This is a genomic window from Microbacterium sp. NPDC088619 (assembly GCF_044752825.1).
GTDB lineage: Bacteria > Actinomycetota > Actinomycetes > Actinomycetales > Microbacteriaceae > Microbacterium.
Genome location: NZ_JBIVLZ010000001.1, coordinates 752,035 through 768,819 on the forward strand (window position 1 = coordinate 752,035; position 16,785 = coordinate 768,819).

Consider the following 16,785-nt stretch of genomic DNA (forward strand, 5'->3'; position numbering starts at 1 on the left):
GCCTGCTGCGTTCGATACCGTGGGGTCATGAACGACCTCCCCGAGCGCAGCAGGCTCGTCCAGCAGCACCTCATCGACGCGGGCGTCACGGCCGAGATACGCGTCCTGCCTGATTCCGCGCGGACCGCCCGCGAGGCTGCCGCCGCGATCGGATGCGATGTCTCAGCGATCGCGAACAGCCTCGTGTTCGTCGCCGACGAGACCCCCGTGCTGGTGATGACGAGCGGTGGACACCGGGTCGATCTCGAGGTCCTGGCACGCAGCATCGGCGCCACCACGATCGCGATGGCACCGGCATCCGTCGTCCGAGACGCCACCGGGCAGGCGATCGGCGGAGTCGCCCCGGTCGGGCATCCGACGCGACTGCGGACCTACATCGACGAGGATCTCCGCGAGCACCGAGAGCTCTGGGCAGCGGCCGGGCACCCCCACACGGTGATGCCGTTGACCTTCGACTCCCTTCGGCACCTCACCGACGGAGACGTCATCGCGGTCGGGTGACCGACCGCTACTTCACCGTGACCGTGATCTCGGCGGTCTGCTGATCGTCGACGTCCTCGGGCACTGTCCCGCGGAACTGGTACTCGAACTGGATCACCGTGGTGCCGTCGCCGACCGGCGCGAAACGATACGACACCTCACTGGGAGCGCCGGTCTCGCCGTCTTGGCCGAGATATCGGGTCCGCTCATCGCCGGGACCGAGCACGGCCGGGTCGGGCTCGCGAGTTATCACCCACGCGTCGCCGACCGACGGATTGATCTCGCCGAAATCGACGACGAGGGCTTCCTCAGGCGCGAGTGTGACAGACGAGGTCGTGTGGTCGACCGTCTTCTCGGCGGCTGAGCAACTCGTCAGTCCCCAGCCGAGAGATGTCGCGACAGTCACGACGGCACAGACCTTCACCAGTCTCCACATGGCCATCCCCCCTAGCGTTTGCATCACGCTAGCGCACCGGAAGCCTGATCCTCGGCATCTCCGTGGGTGCAGAAAAGCCCCGATGACTGGCGAGAGTCATCGAGGCTGATCCGTGCACCCCCTCGGACTTGAACCGAGAACCCACTGATTAAGAGTCAGTTGCTCTGCCGATTGAGCTAGAGGTGCGTGGCGCGGTATTCCCCGGCCGAGGAATTACATTACCAGCCGATCGCCGCCGGGCGAAATCGAGCCGGGTCCTCGGCGTTTGCCGCGCGTGTCGCATCATGTCAACCCCTCTCAGAGTCCCGTGTCCGGGCGGTTATCCTGGACTCGTGACCGCCTCCCCCCGCGTCGACGACCTCTCTCGCGACCTCGCACTCGCCCTCCGACTCGCCGACGCCGCCGACGCGCAGTCCCTCCCCCGGTTCGACAGCCCCGACCTGGAGGTCTCGACCAAGGCCGACCACTCGCATGTCACTGATGCCGACCTCGCGACCGAGCGGGCGATCCGCGAGATCCTCGCCACCGAACGACCGAGCGACGGCATCTTCGGCGAGGAGTTCGGCGCCGAGGGCAGCACCGACCGGCAGTGGATCATCGACCCGATCGACGGAACAGCGAACTTCCTCCGCGGAGTGCCGCTGTGGGGCACCATGATCGCCCTCGCGGTCGACGGAGTCCCCCAGGTGGGCGTCGTCAGCATGCCGGCCATCGGACGCCGCTGGTGGGCCGCCGCAGGCTCGGGAGCATGGACCGCGACGGAGAGCGGCCCCCGTCGTGTCAGAGCCTCCTCAGTGTCGTCTCTCGACGACGCCAGCGTCAGCTTCCAGAGCATCACCCAGTGGGCCGAGTCCGGGCACATCGATCAGCTGCTCGCGCTCGCCGACCGGGTCTGGCGTGATCGCGCCTACGGCGACATCTACGCCTACATGCTCCTCGCCGAGGGGCGAATCGACATGGTCGCGGAGTTCGGCGTCAAGGAATACGACGTCGCCGCTGCCGTGCCGATAGTGCGCGAGGCCGGCGGCCGGATGACCGGATTCGATGGCGCTGAGACGATCTCGGACCTGTCGGCACTGGCCACCAACGGCATCCTCCATGACGCCTTCCTCGATCTTCTGCACGACTGAACCCCGATGAAGGCTCGCCCGATGAACCGCTTCACCTCCGCCGCGCTGGGCGCTCTGCTGCTCACTCTCGCGCTCACCTCCTGCGCAGGCGCGCCCGACGGCTCAGCGTCCCCCACGCCGGACGCACCGCAGCCCTCTCCCGCAGCCACGTCTCAGCCCGCCAGCACTGCGCCTCCCACGCCCTCAGGGGAGCCCGCATGCGACACGATCGTGTCAGCCGGCACGGTGCAGGTCCTCACCGACGAGGGATGGTCGTTCGAGGAGAAGGAGTTCGTAGTGGGCGGCGTGACGCTGGCCGACGGCCTCCTCTGCTTCTGGGCCGACTACAGCGTCGCCTCCGACCATGGTCAGCTCTACGGCTGGTCGCCGATCAGCGCTGAGGATGCCACGAAGGCGCAGTCCGCGCTGTTGGCAGAAGGCTGGACCCGAGAAGACGGCCCTGACGGCATCTACATCACCGAGAACCCGCAGTTCGCGATGGGCACCGACGAAGACGGATACGGCATGACCTACCTGTTCGGCGATGGATGGGTGAAGTTCGCGGACACGCGCCAGGGCCTGATCCTGATCGAGTGGTCCGCCTGATCGGACCCCGACCGGCCGCGCGGCGCGCTCACTGCGCCGGTGCGTCGATCACCTCGTCAACCAGGAGAATGCCGCCGGTGGAGTTCACCGACTGCATGAGGTCGTCGATCCACCGCGGGTTCAGCTGAGGCTGCTCCGGCTCGTCGAAGGTGAAGCGAAGCGGGATGGACGGATGGATCCAGATGGTGGACCGCCCGCCCGGCTCCCCTTCGGGGTGACGCCACGACAGAGTGAAACTCTCCTGTCGGCGGAGTTTCGTCGCGATGACGATCTTCAGATGCGCGAGTGCCCGGTCCTCGATGTGGATCGGAACGTCCGACGCGCCATAGAACAGCGTTGCCATGCCAACCAGAATACTGATTCAGGCGGCGTTCGACGTGCACGCGACGCCGCCCCGGGGCACGGGACTTGCGCGGTGTATCGTCGCTCGCATGGACTCCGAGCTCGCTGACATCGCGGTGACGCTCTACACCGGATCGCCGGCGGATTTCGTGGCCGCACGCGACAGGAGAGCGGATGACGTCGAAGACGCCGATCTCGCGGCTCGGATCCGTGCTCTGAAGAAGCCGTCGGTCGCAGCCTGGGTGGTGAACGTCTTCGCCCACGAGCGCAGCTCCCAGCTCGGAGAGGCCCTGCAGCTCGCGGAGGAGCTGCGCGAAGCGCAGGAAGATCTGGATGCTCGGGCTCTCGCGCAGCTCGGCCGAGATCGACGTGCACTCACGAGCAGACTCGCCGCCGACGCCGCCGGACTCGCCGAAGCCCGGGGACAGCGCATCACTGCGTCGACGCGCGAGGCGGTTCAACAGACGATCAGCGCCGCCTTCTTCGATCCGACCGCCGCCGCGGCCGTCGCCTCCGCCAGGCTCGTCCGGGAGCTGGAACCCGCTGGCACGTTCGCAGACATCGTCGACAGCATCGTCGGTGGAGGGGCACCGGGCACGCCCTCGGTCGCCGCCAAGCCTCTCGACGAGGTCAAGGCTCGCAGAGAGCGGCGGGACGCGGAAAGGGCGTTCAGAGAAGCGGAGAAGACGCACCACGACGCGGCGCGCGAAGCGGCGGCAGCCGATCGAGCGCTCCGCGATGCTGTGGTGAAGATCGAGGACCTCACACGCCGCGAGCAGGATCTCGAAGCCGATCTGGCGAAAGTGCGCCGCGAAGCAGAGCGTGTGCGGGGGGACGCCGAGAAGGCGGAGACCGAGCAAGAGGTTCGCACACAGCGCGTGCGCGAGTCGGAACAAGATCTCCGCACCGCACAGAAAGCCCTCGACCGACTCACCGGCCGCTGATCACCGGCGGCGAAGACGGGTCGGCTGGAACACGCGCACCCGAACGCGCTCGTCAGCGTACCGGTATTCTGTGTGTATCCTGAGCGCGGGACTCCACGGCGGAGCCCGTTTCACAGGGAGCGGCATGCGCAATCGGATCCTGGGTGCCTCTCTCGTGGCGGTCGCTGTCGTCGTCGTATGGCTCACTCCTTCGACGGCTCTGGCAGCGCCTCCGACCTCGGAGGAACGGATACTCGTCGCCACGCTCCTGGATCAGTTGCGCGTCGAAGCGCCTGCCACCGTGAAGTACGACCGCGACCTGTTCTTCGAAGGGGCGGACCTCGACCGGGATGGATGCCGCACCCGCCAGGAGGTGCTCCTCGAGGAGACGGACGTGCCCGCGACCGTCACCGGCGTCTGCACCGTCTCCGCGGGTCAGTGGTTGTCCTACTACGACAACGTCACGCATGTCGACCCCGCCGCAGTGGAGATGGATCACCTCGTCGCGCTCAGGGAGGCATGGGTATCCGGCGCATGGTCGTGGACCGACGCACAGCGAAGGGCGTACTCCAACGACGTCGACGACTACCGCACTCTGACCATGGTCACCGCGGCCGTCAACACGGCGAAGGCCGACAAGGATCCCGCCTCGTGGTTGCCGTCCTACCGTCACGTTCGGTGCACCTACGTCGCCGAATGGGTCGCGGTGAAATGGCGTTGGAACCTGTCCGTCGACCCTGCCGAGAAGAACGCCATCCAGACGCTCCTCAAAGAATGCGGCGCTCAACCCGACGCCTGGCTCCCCGCGATGCCGTCTGTCGGGCAGCCATCCGCACCGCCGCTGCCAGAGCCCGTCGCCGTGCACCGATTCTGGAGCCCCGTCTACCAGGGGCACTTCTTCACCGCAGACCCGGCGGAGCGCGATCAGATCATCGCACGCTGGCCCGACGTGTGGACCTATGAAGGACAGCGTTACACCGCGTTCACGACCCAGGTCGCAGGCACCATCCCGCTCTACAGATTCTGGAGCAGCACGTACTCGGGGCATTTCTACACCGCAGACCCGGCCGAGCGTGCTGCGGTCTCCGCCAGGTGGCCGAACATCTGGAAGGACGAAGGGGTCGCCTATTACGTGTACCCGGTGGACTCCCCGCAGGCCGACACCGTTCCGGTGGCTCGATTCTGGTCGAACTCCGCCGCCCATCACTTCTACACGGCGGACGCGGCCGAACGGGATGCAGTCCTCGCCAGGTGGTCCAGCGTGTGGTGGCACGAAGGCGACAGCTTCCGCGTGCCCGCCGCGGGTGTACCCGGCCCTTAGCGACCCGGGCGACCGGGCGACCCCGGTGACACACTGCCAGCGCCGTCGTCGCCGCTGGAGCCGCCGCACTCACGACAGAGCAGAAAGGCCCGCCTCCCCAGTGATCACCAGGGAGGCGGGCCTTCTTGCTTGTGACAGCGACGTGGTGGAGCTGGGGGGAATCGAACCCCCGTCCAACGCTGAGTCTCCACGCCTTCTCCGGGCGCAGTCTGTGAAGCCGTTCTGCTCGGCTCCGACCTTTGTCACAGACACCTAAGTCGACGAGCCCAGCCTGGGAAGAGTCCCACGTGACGTCCAGACGCCATCACGCAGCAAGATTCCTAAATGACGCCAGGATCCGTATCGGAATCACATACGGCCTGACGGACTATCGGGCTCGCTTATGCAGCGAGGGCGAAGTCGTTGCGCTTGGTTTCGGCAACTATTTTTTTGCAGAGAGCGTTTACGAGATAACTCTGCATCCTCGGCCCGCTTCTCGTGGATTCACAGGCGCTGTCGAAACCGATCAGCCCCGTGGTCCTTCTCTCGAAGGAGCCGCTGTCACACTGTTGATTTTTCACCTCGGGAACCGGAGTCCCCGAGCCTCATAGACTACAACGTTCGAAGCGGCTGCGCCATTCCTCGCCTCATCAGCGCGCTGGCGTAGAGTCACGGCATGAGCGAAGTCACTGTCACCGTCCGCGGCGAACACGAGGCGCGGCTCGCGCCCGAACGCGCCACCATCCGTGTCACCGTCCGCGCAGAAGGCGCCGACCGCGCATCGGTGGTCGACCGCGTCATGCATCTCACCGAGCCGGTGCGCGAGAGCATCACCACGCGGCGGGACACGGGCATCGTCGTCGACTGGTCGAGCAAACGCCTCTCCGTTCGCGCCGAACGGCCCTGGAACAACGAGGGCAAGCGACTCGCGCCCGTGTACTACGCCAGTATCGATCTGACTGCGACCTTCGGCGAGGCATCCGAGCTCTCGCTCTGGGTCTCGGACGTATCGGCATGGGACGGAGTCGAGGTCGGCTGGGTCAACTGGCATCTCACCACCGAGACGAGTTCGCGGATAGAACGAGAGGTCGCGGCCGAGGCGGTCGGAGTGGCCGTCACCCGTGCACAGGCGTACGCGACAGCGCTCGGACTCGGCACCGTCGTCCCTGTCGAGATCGCCGATGTCGGACTGATCGCGCCCGCCCCCGTCCAGCCGTTCACCGGGACGGCGAAGATGCGTGGGGCCATGATGCAGGAGTCCGCAGACGCGGGTGGAGCGTCGATGGAGTACGAGCCCGACGAGATCGTCATCTCGACAACAGTCGAGGCGCGGTTCCTCGCGCGTTGAACCTCGCCCGTCAGGCGCGCACGGCGAAGGGCGCGAGATCGGCCGCGAGCCGCTCCGACACTCGCGCGTGCACGACGGTGCCCTGTTCGCTGTGCTCGACCGACAGCAGCATCCCCGTCTCATGGATCGCTGCGACCAGATCACCGCGGTCATAAGGAACCACCGCGTGCACCTCGACTGCGGGCTTCGGAAGCGCCTCCTCGATGGCCGCTCGAAGCGCCTCGATGCCCTCACCCGACCGCGACGAGACGAAGTGCGCTCTCGGCTCGAGGCCCTGCAGCACGAGGCGCTCGTCGTCGGCGATCAGATCCGCCTTGTTGAAGACGACAAGCTCCGGCATGTCGCGGACTCCGACGTCGCCCATCACGTCACGCACTGTCTGCAGCTGACCGGCGGGATCGGGGTGCGATCCGTCGACCACGTGCAGCACGACATCCGCATCGCCGACCTCTTCGAGCGTCGAACGGAACGCCTCCACGAGCTGGTGCGGAAGGTTGCGAACGAACCCGACGGTGTCGGTCAGCGTGTAGACCCGCCCGTCCGAGGTCTCCGACCGGCGTACGGTCGCATCCAGCGTCGCGAACAGGGCGTTCTCCACGAGGACCCCGGCGCTCGTCAGCGCGTTGAGCAGGCTCGACTTGCCGGCGTTGGTGTATCCGGCGATGGCGACAGATGGGATCGTGTTGCGCTTGCGCTCGGCACGCTTGGCTTCTCGGGCCGGACCGAAGTCGCGGATCTGACGCCGCAGAAGCGCCATCTTGGTGCGGATGCGGCGACGGTCGAGTTCGATCTTCGTCTCACCGGGGCCACGTGAGCCCATACCGGCACCGCCGGCTCCGACCTGGCCACCCGCCTGACGGCTCATCGAGTCGCCCCAGCCGCGCAGACGCGGCAGCAGGTACTCGAGCTGCGCCAGCTCGACCTGGGCCTTGCCCTCGCGACTCTTGGCGTGCTGACTGAAGATGTCGAGGATCACGGTGGTGCGATCGATGACCTTGACCTTGACGACGTCCTCGAGGGCGCGTCGCTGGCTGGGGGCGAGTTCGGTGTCTGCGATCACGGTGTCCGCACCGGTGGCTGCAACGATGCCCTTCAACTCCTGAGCCTTGCCGCGGCCGATGTAGGTCGCAGCGTCCGGATGCGGCCGTCGCTGGAGAACGCCGTCGAGCACGACCGCGCCTGCTGTCTCGGCGAGTGCCGCCAGCTCGCGGAGCGAGTTCTCTGCATCGTCCTGGGCACCCTGCGGATACACGCCGACCAACACCACGTTCTCGAGCCGGAGCTGACGGTACTCGACCTCTGTGACGTCTTCGAGTTCGGTGGAGAGACCGCCGACGCGCCGCAGCGCATGACGATCCTCGAGGTCCCACTGGTCGCCGTCCGAGGACGCGTGCGAGGCCGTCGAATGGTCCTGCAGCGCCTGTGCGGCGCCGAAGACACGTGCCTCCGTTCGCTTCTCCGCATTCGCGAGTACGCGATCGACTGCTTCGTCACCGGTGGAGTGTGTGCTGGTCTCCGTCATCCGTCCCTTATCTCTGGGTTTTGTTGCGAGCCTTAACCTTAGCCCGCACTGTCCGCTACGCTCACGGTATGGGGTCCGACCATTACTTCACCGCGGCCCCGGCAAGCCCCGAGAACCTGCGATCGATCCGTGTGACGCTCGCAGGCCGTGAGCTGGACGTCACCACCGCTGGTGGCGTCTTCAGCCCGGATCGGCTGGATGCCGGTACTGCCGTCCTTCTCGCAAACATGCCTCCCGTTCCGCCGGGAGGCAATCTTCTCGACCTCGGGAGCGGGTGGGGGCCCGTGACGTTGTCGATGGCCCTGGCCTCACCTCACGCGACCGTCTGGGCTGTCGACGTGAACGAGCGAGCCCTCGATCTCGTGCGGCGCAACGCCGCGGCTCATGGTCTCAAGAACATCAACGCATCTCTCCCCGAGGATGTTCCCGCCGATGTGACATTCCGTTCGATCCGGTCGAATCCTCCGATCAGAGTCGGCAAGAACGAACTTCACGGACTGCTCGAGAAGTGGATCCCTCGGCTGGACGAGCGCAGCGATGCGTGGCTCGTCGTGCAGCGCAACCTCGGCGCGGATTCGCTGCAGCGCTGGATCGGCGCGACGTTCCATCCCGGTTTCAGCGTCCACCGGACTGCGACCTCGAAGGGATACCGGATCCTCAAGGTGCGCAAGCACGGCACCCCGCCCACCGAGCCGATCACGCTCGTCTGAGGCGTCGCGTCGTCGGTGATCATCGACGCACGAGCTCGGGAAGATCGCGCATGTCCGTGAACACTGTGGCGCCTTCGCGTTCCAGCCACTCGGCCGGGGTCAGTCCACCGGCGTAGCCGAGAACCCGCATGCCCGCGGCCCGGGCTGCCTGCGCTCCGAATCGGCTGTCCTCGACCACCACGCAGCGTTCCGGGTCGACACCGAGACGCTCGGCCGCGTGCAGGAACAGGTCCGGAGCAGGCTTGCCGTTCGCGACGTCGTCGGCGCTGAAGATCCGTCCAGCGAATCGCGGAAGAAGGCCGGTCTGCGCCAGGTTCCTCCGGATCTTCGCATGAGATCCGCTCGATGCGACACATGTCGCCGTCGTGATCTCGTCGAGCGCTGCCTCTACCCCGGCCACCGCCGTCAACTCGCGTGCGAACGCGTCGAGGTACCACGACTGGTACGGCGCCTCCCAGTCGTCGGGAAGCGATCTCCCGAGATGCGCTTCGATCTCAGCACGGAAATACGCGGAGGAGCGTCCGACGAATCGGTGCAGGATCTCGTCGTGTGAGATCGCCCATCCGAGATCCGCGAGAACCCTGCGGTCCACCTCGATCGACACCTTCTCGCTGTCGACGAGGACACCGTCGCAGTCGAAGACGACCAGGTCGGGCCGGTCGGTCGCCTGCATCAGATCAGGTCGACCTCGCCGCTGAAGACGAGCTGGGCCGGTCCGGCGAGGGCGACGTGCTCACCGTCTTCGGCGGGGAACATGCGCACGCCGAGCGTGCCGCCCGGCACGTCCACGCGCCAATTGTCCGGCGCCTTCTCACCTGCCCAATAGCGCACAGCCAGAGCAGTGGCAGCGACACCCGTGCCACAGCTGAGGGTCTCCCCCACCCCGCGCTCTGAGACGCGCATGGAGACGTGTCCGATCCCGTCCCTCACGAGCGGCTCCCCCGGGACGACGAACTCCACGTTCGCACCTGCGGGCGGTGTCGGATCGAGGATGGGAGCGCGGTGGAGCTCGAGGGACGCCAGCTCTGCGTCGGAGGCGAGTGCGACCACGACATGCGGATTTCCGACGTCGATACCGAGGCCGGGCCTCGTGACGGGCAGCCCGTCGGCGGTGACGAGCGGGTCGTCGCCGGAGAGCTTCCACAGGCCGAGGTCCACCTGGTAACCCGTATCGCTGCGTGTGACGTCACGCACGCCGGCACGTGTCCCGATCGGGAGCGTGGAGCCGGGCTCGATCGTGGCGAGGCCGGAGCGCACGAGGTAGTGCGCGAAGACCCTGATGCCGTTGCCGCACATCTCGGCGAGGGAACCGTCTGCATTGCGGTAGTCCATGAACCACTCGGCAGCCGGCTCTTCCGCGAGTGCCGCCTTCCCGTCGGCGATCGCCGCCGAGCGAACGACGCGAAGGATGCCGTCGGCGCCGATGCCTCGGTGCCGATCGCAGAGTACGGAGACCTGCTCGGCGCTCAACTCGAGAACGCCGTCGGGGTCGGCGATGATGACGAAGTCGTTGCCGGTCCCGTGCCCTTTGGTGAATGCGACCATCCACCCAGTCTAGAGATCTCGGCTAGGCGTCGACGATCAGACGCCTTCCCGTGTTCGACACGGAGAAGCGCTCGTACCCGAGGTCATCGTAGAAGCCCAGCGCACCCTCGTTGCCTTCTCTGACCATGAGCTGCACCTTCGGACATCCCATATCGAGAAGCAGCCGTTCGGCCTCTCGGACGAGCGAGCGCGCGATCCCTTGACGGCGGTGCGACTTTGCGGTCGCCAGGTAGTAGAGCCATCCTCTGTGCCCGTCGTAACCAGCCATCACCGTGCCGATGATCCGCGGTGACGTCGGCCTCGCCTCGCCGTCCTCGACGACCAGGAACAGCTCGGGCTGCACGGTGAGCTTGCGCTCGATGTCGAGCCGGGGGTCGTTCCATGGCCGTGTGAGTCCCGCCTCGGTCCACAGAGCGACCACAGACTCAGTGTCGGACGGATCGAAGGCCCTCACCGCCCAGTTCTCCGTCGAGGGCACGGTAGTCGACGACTCAGCCACGACGCACGCGGTAGCGGCCGCACATGAAGTCACGGTTGCGGGCGACCTCGAGAAGCTCGAGATCCAGAGCCCTCGGCAGCAACGGCGCCCCTGAACCGAGTGTCACAGGCGCGTATTGCACCCACACCTCATCGAGAAGACCGGTGTCGGCGAACTGCCCGGCCAGATCACCACCGCCGACGACCCAGAGATCCTTTCCGCCTGCCGCGGCGACCATCTCGGAGTGAACCGCGGTCACATCGCCCTCGGCTATGCGAATGTTCGCGTCGGCCGGAAGCTCGAGTGGTCGGTGGGCGAAGACCCAGGTGGGCTGCTCATACCCCCACCGGCCCTCCTCATGGTTCATGACCCATTCGAAGGTCGATGCTCCCATCGCCAACGCACCGATCGTCTTCTCGAAGGACGCGTAGGACATGGGGCCGTCTTCGTCGATGTCCTGCTTCAGCAGCCAGTCGAGGGAGTGCTGGTCGGTCGCGATGAAGCCGTCGATGCTGCTCGCGGTGTAGAAGTGCGTTGCCATCTTCCAACCTTCTCATCGGGCACCGACATCAGCCACCGAGACCGGTGCGTCGGGCGCCTCAGGGCGCGACGAGCGACGCGACGTCTACGGGCGGTTCGTACCACGCGAGTCCGGGATACCGCTTGAACCAGGAGACCTGGCGGCGGGCGTAGCGCCGAGTGAGCGCCTGCGTCTCGGCGATGGCCTCGACCTGGGCGAGGCGGCCATCGATCTGCGCAAGAGCCTGGGTGTAGCCGATGGCGCGCTGCGCCGTCACGCCGTCTTCGAGCCCGTGCCCTCGGAGCTCTCGCGCTTCATCGACCAGTCCCGCCTTCCACATGCGTTCGACCCGGGCGTCCAGCCGCTCGACCAGCGCTGCACGTTCGACGTGCAGACCGATCAGACGCGTGCCGGACTGCCAGAGTGCAGGCTGTTCGGGCAGAGCGGCGCCGTGCGTGGCACTGCCCTGTTCGATCACCTCAAGAGCGCGGATCACTCGCCTGCCGTTCTTGGGATCGACGCGGGACGCCGTCGCGGGGTCGAGCGCACGCAGTCGCTCGAGCATTCCGTGCACGCCCTCACTGTCGAGCTCGCGCTCCAGCCGCTCACGGATCACCGGATCACGCGGCGGGAAGGCGAAGTCGAACACCACGCTGGAGACGTACAGACCCGACCCGCCTACGAGGATGGCATCGGCGCCACGCTGTTGGATGTCGGTGATCACGGAACGCGCCAGCGGCTGGTACCAGGCGACGGCGGCTTCTTCGTGCACCTCCCGGACGTCGAACAGGTGGTGCGGGATACCGCGGCGGTCAGCCGGCGCGAGTTTCGCTGTGCCGATGTCCATTCCGCGGTACAGCTGCATGGCATCGGCGTTCACGATCTCGGCGGCGTTGCCTCGACTGCGCAGCGCCTCTGCGAGATCGAGGGCGAGATCGCTCTTGCCCGTGCCCGTCGCACCCACGACCGCCCAGAGCCTCGGCCCCCTGTCCGCGCCCTTCGACGCCGGATCAGTCATGCCTCGAGCAGCGGTCACCTGCCGACGCGGAGCGTCGGAAGGCCGAGTGACACGGCGCGGGTGCCGTCGCCGGAGCTCGGTGCAGGCACGGCACACGACTCCGCCTGTCCGCGGTCCCAGGCATCCCCACCGCGTGTGCGGCGGATCCGCAGCGCGGAGCCCGTCGGGTCGTCTGCGAGCAGGTGGAACGGGGCCGCATGGGTGATCGTCACCGAGACCACGTCGCCGGGTCGCGGGACAGCGGATCCGGGGGTGACTTCGAAGTGCACGAGGCGGTTGTCCTCGGCGCGTCCGGTGAGTCTGTGGGTCTCGGCGTCCTTCTTGCCTTCACCCGTCGAGACGAGCACCTCGACCATGCGTCCGACCTGCTTCTGGTTCTCCTCGAGGCAGATGCGCTCTTGAAGCGCCATCAGCCGGTTGTAGCGTGCCTGCACGACCGCCTTCGGAACCTGGTCTTCCATGGTCGCAGCGGGTGTGCCCTCGCGGATCGAGTACTGGAACGTGAAGGCACTCGAGAACCGTGCCTGTTCGACAACCCGCATCGTGTCTTCGAAGTCCTCCTCGGTTTCACCGGGGAATCCGACGATGATGTCGGTGGTGATCGCAGCGTGCGGAATACGATCACGGACGCGATCCAGGATTCCGAGGAACTTCTCGCTGCGGTACGAACGGCGCATGGCCTTGAGGATGCGGTCGCTGCCCGACTGGAGCGGCATGTGAAGCTGCGGCATCACGTTGGGAGTCTCCGCCATCGCGTCGATCACGTCGTCGGTGAATGCGGCGGGGTGGGGACTCGTGAAGCGGATGCGCTCGAGCCCGTCGATCTCACCCGCAGCGCGAAGCAGCTTGCCGAAAGCCTGCCGATCGCCGAACTCCACCCCGTAGGAGTTGACGTTCTGTCCGAGCAGGGTGACCTCGATGGCGCCGTCGTCGACGAGCAGGCGGATCTCATTCAGGATGTCGCCCGGGCGGCGGTCCTTCTCCTTGCCACGAAGGCTTGGAACGATGCAGAAGGTGCAGGTGTTGTTGCATCCGACCGAGATCGAGACCCAACCACTGTGCGCAGAATCCCGTTTGGTCGGAAGCGTCGACGGGAACACCTCGAGCGACTCGAGGATCTCGAGCTCCGCGTCTCCGTTGTGGCGCGCGCGCTCGAGAAGTCCGGGAAGCGAACCCATGTTGTGTGTGCCGAAGACGACGTCGACCCAGGGCGCCTTATCGAGCACCGCCTGCTTATCCATCTGCGCCAGGCAACCGCCGACGGCGATCTGCATCCCGTCCTTGCGTCGCTTGACCGACGCGAGCTGGCCCAGTGTGCCGTAGAGCTTGCCTGCGGCATTGTCGCGCACCGCGCACGTGTTGATGATGACCACGTCGGCCTCGGCGCCATCAGTCGCGCGGACATATCCGGCGCTTTCGAGCGAACCCGAGAGTCGTTCCGAATCGTGGACGTTCATCTGGCAGCCGAAAGTGCGGACCTCGTACGAGCGCTGGCGCCCGTCGAGGTCGATTGCTGCTGACGACGACGCGATGATCGTCGGCTCACTGCGAGGCATAGTCATGATCTCCCCATTCTACGAGCCGATCCCAGACGTCGCCGCTGTGGCGAGAGCTCGAGGCCCTCGCCGTCGTCAGTCCGAGTCGACGAATCGCACGCCGGATGACGACGACCCGAAAGAGGCCTCAGCAAGAGCAGATTTCGCGGCCGTCATCGCGATGGCGCCGTTGTAGCCACGGCGAGACAACTGACCGACGAGGCGCCGCAACGCAGTGTCGCCGTCCAGCCGAGACATCGCTCGCGCCTTCGATCGCGCGTATTCGAGCGCGCGCTCGGCGTCATCGTCGGGAACGTCGTCGAGCGCCGCATCGATCACCTCGCGAGGGATGCCGCGTTGCGACAGTGCCCTCGACAGCGCTACCCGTCCCTGCCCCTTGCGCTCGATTCCGGACGTCACGAGTTGTCCCGCGAGAAGGGCGTCGTCGAGGTAGCCGCGCCGACAGAAATCGTCGATCACGTCGTCGATCGCCGCCGAATCGAGCCGTTCGGCGTTCTGTCCATAGCCCCTCAGAACCATCCGCGCCTCTGACAGGGAGAGCGATCGAGTCCGCAGCTTGCGGACGAGAAGCTCCTCAGCCTCGGCGCGCAGCTGCGCGGGGTCGACTCCCACGACGTCGTCTGATCCCGTGTCCTGGGCCTGCAATGCACGCAACCTCGGGGCAGACCGAGCTGCTGCGCCGCGGGCGGGATGACGCTCACTGGGGCCACGCGAATCGATGGGTGCGACCGGGTTCGAATCACGGGTCGATCCGTCGTCGTCTGTCGACTTCCACAGCCCGGCGTCGGCGGACGAACGAGTCGTCACGCCCTCGCCCTCCGGATCCCTGCGGGCCTGCTTCGCCCGCGTGTCATCACGACCGAAGAGAGGGATGATGGGGGCGAGCTGCTCGGGCCCGCCCCCGCCATCACTCACGGTTCGCTCCGGCTGCTTCACAACCGCGAACCATCATGGTCATGCCGGACGGCGCTCGGCGAGCTCGTCGGCAGGCGCCTCGGTGGCTCCCCCGATGCCGAGCTTCTGCTTGATCTGCGTCTCGATCGCAAGCGCGACGTCGGGATTCTTGAGCAGGAACGATCGAGCGTTCTCCTTGCCCTGACCGAGCTGGTCACCGTCGTAGGTGTACCACGAGCCGGACTTCTTCACGATGCCGTGCTCCACACCGAAGTCGATCAAGCTGCCCTCGCGCGAGATGCCGATGCCATACAGGATGTCGAACTCCGCCTGCTTGAAAGGCGGAGCCATCTTGTTCTTCACCACCTTGACCCTGGTGCGGTTTCCGACTGCGTCGGTGCCGTCCTTCAGCGTCTCGATGCGGCGGATGTCCATGCGGACCGACGCATAGAACTTCAGCGCCTTTCCACCTGCGGTCGTCTCGGGTGATCCGAAGAAGACGCCGATCTTCTCGCGCAGCTGGTTGATGAAGATCATCGTGGTGTTCGTCTGGTTGAGCCCACCGGTGAGCTTTCGCAGCGCCTGCGACATCAGTCGGGCCTGCAGACCCACGTGTGAGTCACCCATCTCGCCCTCGATCTCGGCCCGGGGCACGAGAGCCGCGACGGAGTCGATGACGATCAGGTCGATGGCGCCGGAGCGGACGAGCATGTCTGCGATCTCGAGAGCCTGCTCACCCGTATCGGGCTGCGAGACGAGAAGGGCGTCGATGTCGACACCGAGCTTCGCGGCGTAGTCGGGGTCGAGCGCATGCTCGGCGTCGATGAAGGCCGCGATCCCACCAGCGCGCTGTGCATTCGCGATCGCGTGCAGCGTGAGCGTCGTCTTACCCGAGGATTCGGGGCCGTAGATCTCGACGATTCGTCCACGAGGGAGCCCTCCGACGCCGAGGGCGACATCGAGAGCGATGGAACCGGTCGGGATGACGGCGACGGGTGCGCGCTCGTCGCTGCCCAGTCTCATGACCGAGCCTTTTCCGAACTGACGGTCGATCTGGGCGAGGGCTGTCTCGAGGGACTTCTCGCGGTCAGCGGGTGATGGCATGACGTGCTCCTTATGCTCGCGTGGTGCCGCCTGTAGGCTGTCGCGGTCCTCCCGGCTGGGCGGAACTCTCCGACAAGGCGTATGGCTCTTCGGCTTGCTTTTCACCGTACGAGGCACCTCGGACATTGCGTCGTCAGCTCCGCGAAACAGGGAGAACACCGTCTCTGAACCACTTGTGCAGAAGACTACGCCCGTTTCGAACACATATTCGACGACACGCCGCTACCGCGTGTCGTTAGTCGAACGCGTGTCGAACGCGTCAGGGCGTCATCGCTTGCGCGGTTCGAGGCGCCCGGCGCCGTGCCGGCGCTCCTGAGGCACATCGGTCTCGGCGCACAGCGCCAGCCAGATGTCACGCGGTGGTACGCCGGCATCCAATGCCTGGTCGGCAGTACGGCCGGACAGCTGAGTCAGAATGAGGTCGCTGATGAGAGACGACCCTCGACCACCGAATTCCGCGTCGACTGCGCGGAGGAACTCACTGCGACGCATCAGAGGATGAAGAGGATCCGAAGCTCAGTGGAGCGAGAGCTCTGGCTCTACGGAAGCCACGAGGTCATCCGGAACGACATCAGGGAAGACCTGGATGCCCTCGAGCACGGAGATGCGGTCTCCCACCTCTCGCATGATGATCGAGATGGGAACATCCAGAGCATCGGCCACCGAGGCGAGAATCTCGCTCGACGCCTCCTTCTGGCCCCGCTCGACCTCGCTGAGATAGCCGAGTGCCACAGATGCCTTGCTCGCAACCTGCCGGAGCGTACGCCCCTTCTGCAGGCGGAAGTCCCTCAGCACATCGCCGATTTCTTGTCGTACAAGAATCATCGGAACCTCCTCCCAGATCGCCTTCTCGAGGTCTCCCTCAAGGAGACCGCCAGTCTAGTCCTACCGACC

20 protein-coding genes, 1 tRNA gene and 1 other RNA gene are annotated in these 16,785 nt (G+C 66.2%); 7 read left to right on the forward strand and 15 right to left on the reverse strand.

The window, feature by feature from the left end:
* Positions 1 to 27 precede the first annotated feature (27 nt).
* Positions 28 to 501 carry a YbaK/EbsC family protein gene (locus ACIP5T_RS03970; protein ID WP_400860751.1) on the forward strand — a complete coding sequence of 158 codons (474 nt, stop codon included), beginning with the start codon at positions 28 to 30 and terminating at the stop codon, positions 499 to 501.
* A 7-nt stretch (positions 502 to 508) separates the two neighbouring features.
* Here ACIP5T_RS03970 and ACIP5T_RS03975 read toward each other — a convergent pair whose 3' ends face one another.
* Together ACIP5T_RS03975 and ACIP5T_RS03980 are read right to left on the reverse strand one after the other, a co-directional pair.
* Positions 509 to 922, reverse strand: a complete 414-nt coding sequence (locus ACIP5T_RS03975; protein WP_400860753.1) for a hypothetical protein — start codon at positions 920 to 922, stop codon at positions 509 to 511.
* 107 nt (positions 923 to 1,029) lie between these two features.
* A tRNA-Lys gene (locus tag ACIP5T_RS03980) sits at positions 1,030 to 1,102 on the reverse strand.
* A 146-nt stretch (positions 1,103 to 1,248) separates the two neighbouring features.
* Here ACIP5T_RS03980 and hisN point away from each other — a divergent pair.
* Complete coding sequence (hisN, locus tag ACIP5T_RS03985; protein WP_400860754.1) at positions 1,249 to 2,046, forward strand: histidinol-phosphatase; 798 nt, start codon at positions 1,249 to 1,251, stop codon at positions 2,044 to 2,046.
* Between the two features lie 21 nt (positions 2,047 to 2,067).
* A complete protein-coding gene (locus tag ACIP5T_RS03990; protein ID WP_400860755.1) occupies positions 2,068 to 2,631 on the forward strand; it encodes a hypothetical protein in 564 nt (187 codons plus the stop codon).
* A 28-nt stretch (positions 2,632 to 2,659) separates the two neighbouring features.
* On the opposite strand, the gene ACIP5T_RS03995 is transcribed toward ACIP5T_RS03990, so the two are convergent.
* Entirely contained in the window at positions 2,660 to 2,974 is a 315-nt protein-coding gene (locus tag ACIP5T_RS03995) for a hypothetical protein (protein ID WP_400860757.1), read from the reverse strand.
* An 88-nt stretch (positions 2,975 to 3,062) separates the two neighbouring features.
* On the opposite strand from ACIP5T_RS03995, the gene ACIP5T_RS04000 reads away from it, so the two are divergent.
* Positions 3,063 to 3,917 carry a transposase gene (locus tag ACIP5T_RS04000; protein ID WP_400860758.1) on the forward strand — a complete coding sequence of 285 codons (855 nt, stop codon included), beginning with the start codon at positions 3,063 to 3,065 and terminating at the stop codon, positions 3,915 to 3,917.
* Positions 3,918 to 4,041: 124 nt separating this feature from the next.
* Positions 4,042 to 5,217, forward strand: a complete 1,176-nt coding sequence (locus tag ACIP5T_RS04005) for a DUF1524 domain-containing protein (protein WP_400860759.1) — start codon at positions 4,042 to 4,044, stop codon at positions 5,215 to 5,217.
* A 143-nt stretch (positions 5,218 to 5,360) separates the two neighbouring features.
* Here ACIP5T_RS04005 and ssrA read toward each other — a convergent pair.
* Positions 5,361 to 5,730: a transfer-messenger RNA gene (ssrA, locus tag ACIP5T_RS04010) on the reverse strand.
* A 142-nt stretch (positions 5,731 to 5,872) separates the two neighbouring features.
* Between ssrA and ACIP5T_RS04015 the strand changes: the two genes are divergently transcribed.
* The gene (locus ACIP5T_RS04015; RefSeq protein WP_400860760.1) at positions 5,873 to 6,544 is read left to right on the forward strand and encodes an SIMPL domain-containing protein; all 672 of its coding nucleotides are present in this window, start codon (positions 5,873 to 5,875) and stop codon (positions 6,542 to 6,544) included.
* Positions 6,545 to 6,554: 10 nt separating this feature from the next.
* On the opposite strand, the gene hflX is transcribed toward ACIP5T_RS04015, so the two are convergent.
* Complete coding sequence (hflX, locus tag ACIP5T_RS04020) at positions 6,555 to 8,066, reverse strand: GTPase HflX (protein WP_400860761.1); 1,512 nt, start codon at positions 8,064 to 8,066, stop codon at positions 6,555 to 6,557.
* A 68-nt stretch (positions 8,067 to 8,134) separates the two neighbouring features.
* Between hflX and ACIP5T_RS04025 the strand changes: the two genes are divergently transcribed.
* On the forward strand, positions 8,135 to 8,776 hold the full coding sequence (locus tag ACIP5T_RS04025; RefSeq protein ID WP_400860762.1) for a class I SAM-dependent methyltransferase: 642 nt from the start codon (positions 8,135 to 8,137) through the stop codon (positions 8,774 to 8,776).
* Positions 8,777 to 8,795: 19 nt separating this feature from the next.
* Here ACIP5T_RS04025 and ACIP5T_RS04030 read toward each other — a convergent pair whose 3' ends face one another.
* The 10 genes from ACIP5T_RS04030 to ACIP5T_RS04075 all read right to left on the reverse strand — a co-directional run bounded on the left by ACIP5T_RS04030 (position 8,796) and on the right by ACIP5T_RS04075 (position 16,716).
* The gene (locus ACIP5T_RS04030) at positions 8,796 to 9,449 is read right to left on the reverse strand and encodes an HAD family hydrolase (protein WP_400860764.1); all 654 of its coding nucleotides are present in this window, start codon (positions 9,447 to 9,449) and stop codon (positions 8,796 to 8,798) included.
* Positions 9,449 to 10,321, reverse strand: a complete 873-nt coding sequence (gene dapF, locus ACIP5T_RS04035; RefSeq protein ID WP_400860765.1) for a diaminopimelate epimerase — start codon at positions 10,319 to 10,321, stop codon at positions 9,449 to 9,451. The genes ACIP5T_RS04030 and dapF overlap by 1 nt, the downstream gene beginning before the upstream one ends.
* A gap of 22 nt (positions 10,322 to 10,343) precedes the next feature.
* Positions 10,344 to 10,820, reverse strand: a complete 477-nt coding sequence (locus ACIP5T_RS04040) for a GNAT family acetyltransferase (protein ID WP_400860767.1) — start codon at positions 10,818 to 10,820, stop codon at positions 10,344 to 10,346.
* Positions 10,813 to 11,340 carry a dihydrofolate reductase family protein gene (locus ACIP5T_RS04045; RefSeq protein WP_400860769.1) on the reverse strand — a complete coding sequence of 176 codons (528 nt, stop codon included), beginning with the start codon at positions 11,338 to 11,340 and terminating at the stop codon, positions 10,813 to 10,815. The genes ACIP5T_RS04040 and ACIP5T_RS04045 overlap by 8 nt, the downstream gene beginning before the upstream one ends.
* Positions 11,341 to 11,398: 58 nt before the next feature.
* Complete coding sequence (gene miaA / locus ACIP5T_RS04050; RefSeq protein ID WP_400860770.1) at positions 11,399 to 12,337, reverse strand: tRNA (adenosine(37)-N6)-dimethylallyltransferase MiaA; 939 nt, start codon at positions 12,335 to 12,337, stop codon at positions 11,399 to 11,401.
* Between the two features lie 14 nt (positions 12,338 to 12,351).
* Positions 12,352 to 13,899: a tRNA (N6-isopentenyl adenosine(37)-C2)-methylthiotransferase MiaB gene (miaB, locus tag ACIP5T_RS04055; RefSeq protein WP_400860771.1), complete on the reverse strand. Its 1,548-nt coding sequence runs from the start codon at positions 13,897 to 13,899 to the stop codon at positions 12,352 to 12,354.
* A gap of 69 nt (positions 13,900 to 13,968) precedes the next feature.
* A complete protein-coding gene (locus ACIP5T_RS04060; protein WP_400860772.1) occupies positions 13,969 to 14,808 on the reverse strand; it encodes a regulatory protein RecX in 840 nt (279 codons plus the stop codon).
* A 39-nt stretch (positions 14,809 to 14,847) separates the two neighbouring features.
* On the reverse strand, positions 14,848 to 15,891 hold the full coding sequence (gene recA, locus ACIP5T_RS04065; protein ID WP_311257506.1) for a recombinase RecA: 1,044 nt from the start codon (positions 15,889 to 15,891) through the stop codon (positions 14,848 to 14,850).
* Positions 15,892 to 16,158: 267 nt separating this feature from the next.
* The gene (locus ACIP5T_RS04070) at positions 16,159 to 16,383 is read right to left on the reverse strand and encodes a DUF3046 domain-containing protein (protein ID WP_400860774.1); all 225 of its coding nucleotides are present in this window, start codon (positions 16,381 to 16,383) and stop codon (positions 16,159 to 16,161) included.
* A gap of 24 nt (positions 16,384 to 16,407) precedes the next feature.
* Positions 16,408 to 16,716 (reverse strand): helix-turn-helix domain-containing protein, encoded by a 309-nt coding sequence (locus tag ACIP5T_RS04075; RefSeq protein ID WP_042541772.1) that lies wholly within the window; start codon positions 16,714 to 16,716, stop codon positions 16,408 to 16,410.
* Positions 16,717 to 16,785: the final 69 nt, after the last annotated feature.

Excerpts from the sequence above, each read along its gene's own strand:
- ACIP5T_RS04075 (WP_042541772.1), bottom strand. The coding sequence starts at position 16,716 with ATGATTCTTGTACGACAAGAAATCGGCGATGTGCTGAGGGACTTCCGC.
- miaB (WP_400860771.1), bottom strand. The coding sequence starts at position 13,899 with ATGACTATGCCTCGCAGTGAGCCGACGATCATCGCGTCGTCGTCAGCA.
- dapF (WP_400860765.1), bottom strand. The coding sequence starts at position 10,321 with ATGGTCGCATTCACCAAAGGGCACGGGACCGGCAACGACTTCGTCATC.
- ACIP5T_RS04000 (WP_400860758.1), top strand. The coding sequence starts at position 3,063 with ATGGACTCCGAGCTCGCTGACATCGCGGTGACGCTCTACACCGGATCG.
- ACIP5T_RS04015 (WP_400860760.1), top strand. The coding sequence starts at position 5,873 with ATGAGCGAAGTCACTGTCACCGTCCGCGGCGAACACGAGGCGCGGCTC.
- miaA (WP_400860770.1), bottom strand. The coding sequence starts at position 12,337 with ATGACTGATCCGGCGTCGAAGGGCGCGGACAGGGGGCCGAGGCTCTGG.
- ACIP5T_RS04005 (WP_400860759.1), top strand. The coding sequence starts at position 4,042 with ATGCGCAATCGGATCCTGGGTGCCTCTCTCGTGGCGGTCGCTGTCGTC.
- ACIP5T_RS03995 (WP_400860757.1), bottom strand. The coding sequence starts at position 2,974 with ATGGCAACGCTGTTCTATGGCGCGTCGGACGTTCCGATCCACATCGAG.
- ACIP5T_RS03975 (WP_400860753.1), bottom strand. The coding sequence starts at position 922 with ATGGCCATGTGGAGACTGGTGAAGGTCTGTGCCGTCGTGACTGTCGCG.
- ACIP5T_RS03990 (WP_400860755.1), top strand. The coding sequence starts at position 2,068 with ATGAACCGCTTCACCTCCGCCGCGCTGGGCGCTCTGCTGCTCACTCTC.
- recA (WP_311257506.1), bottom strand. The coding sequence starts at position 15,891 with ATGCCATCACCCGCTGACCGCGAGAAGTCCCTCGAGACAGCCCTCGCC.
- ACIP5T_RS04070 (WP_400860774.1), bottom strand. The coding sequence starts at position 16,383 with ATGCGTCGCAGTGAGTTCCTCCGCGCAGTCGACGCGGAATTCGGTGGT.
- ACIP5T_RS03970 (WP_400860751.1), top strand. The coding sequence starts at position 28 with ATGAACGACCTCCCCGAGCGCAGCAGGCTCGTCCAGCAGCACCTCATC.
- ACIP5T_RS04025 (WP_400860762.1), top strand. The coding sequence starts at position 8,135 with ATGGGGTCCGACCATTACTTCACCGCGGCCCCGGCAAGCCCCGAGAAC.
- ACIP5T_RS04030 (WP_400860764.1), bottom strand. The coding sequence starts at position 9,449 with ATGCAGGCGACCGACCGGCCCGACCTGGTCGTCTTCGACTGCGACGGT.
- ACIP5T_RS04045 (WP_400860769.1), bottom strand. The coding sequence starts at position 11,340 with ATGGCAACGCACTTCTACACCGCGAGCAGCATCGACGGCTTCATCGCG.
- hflX (WP_400860761.1), bottom strand. The coding sequence starts at position 8,066 with ATGACGGAGACCAGCACACACTCCACCGGTGACGAAGCAGTCGATCGC.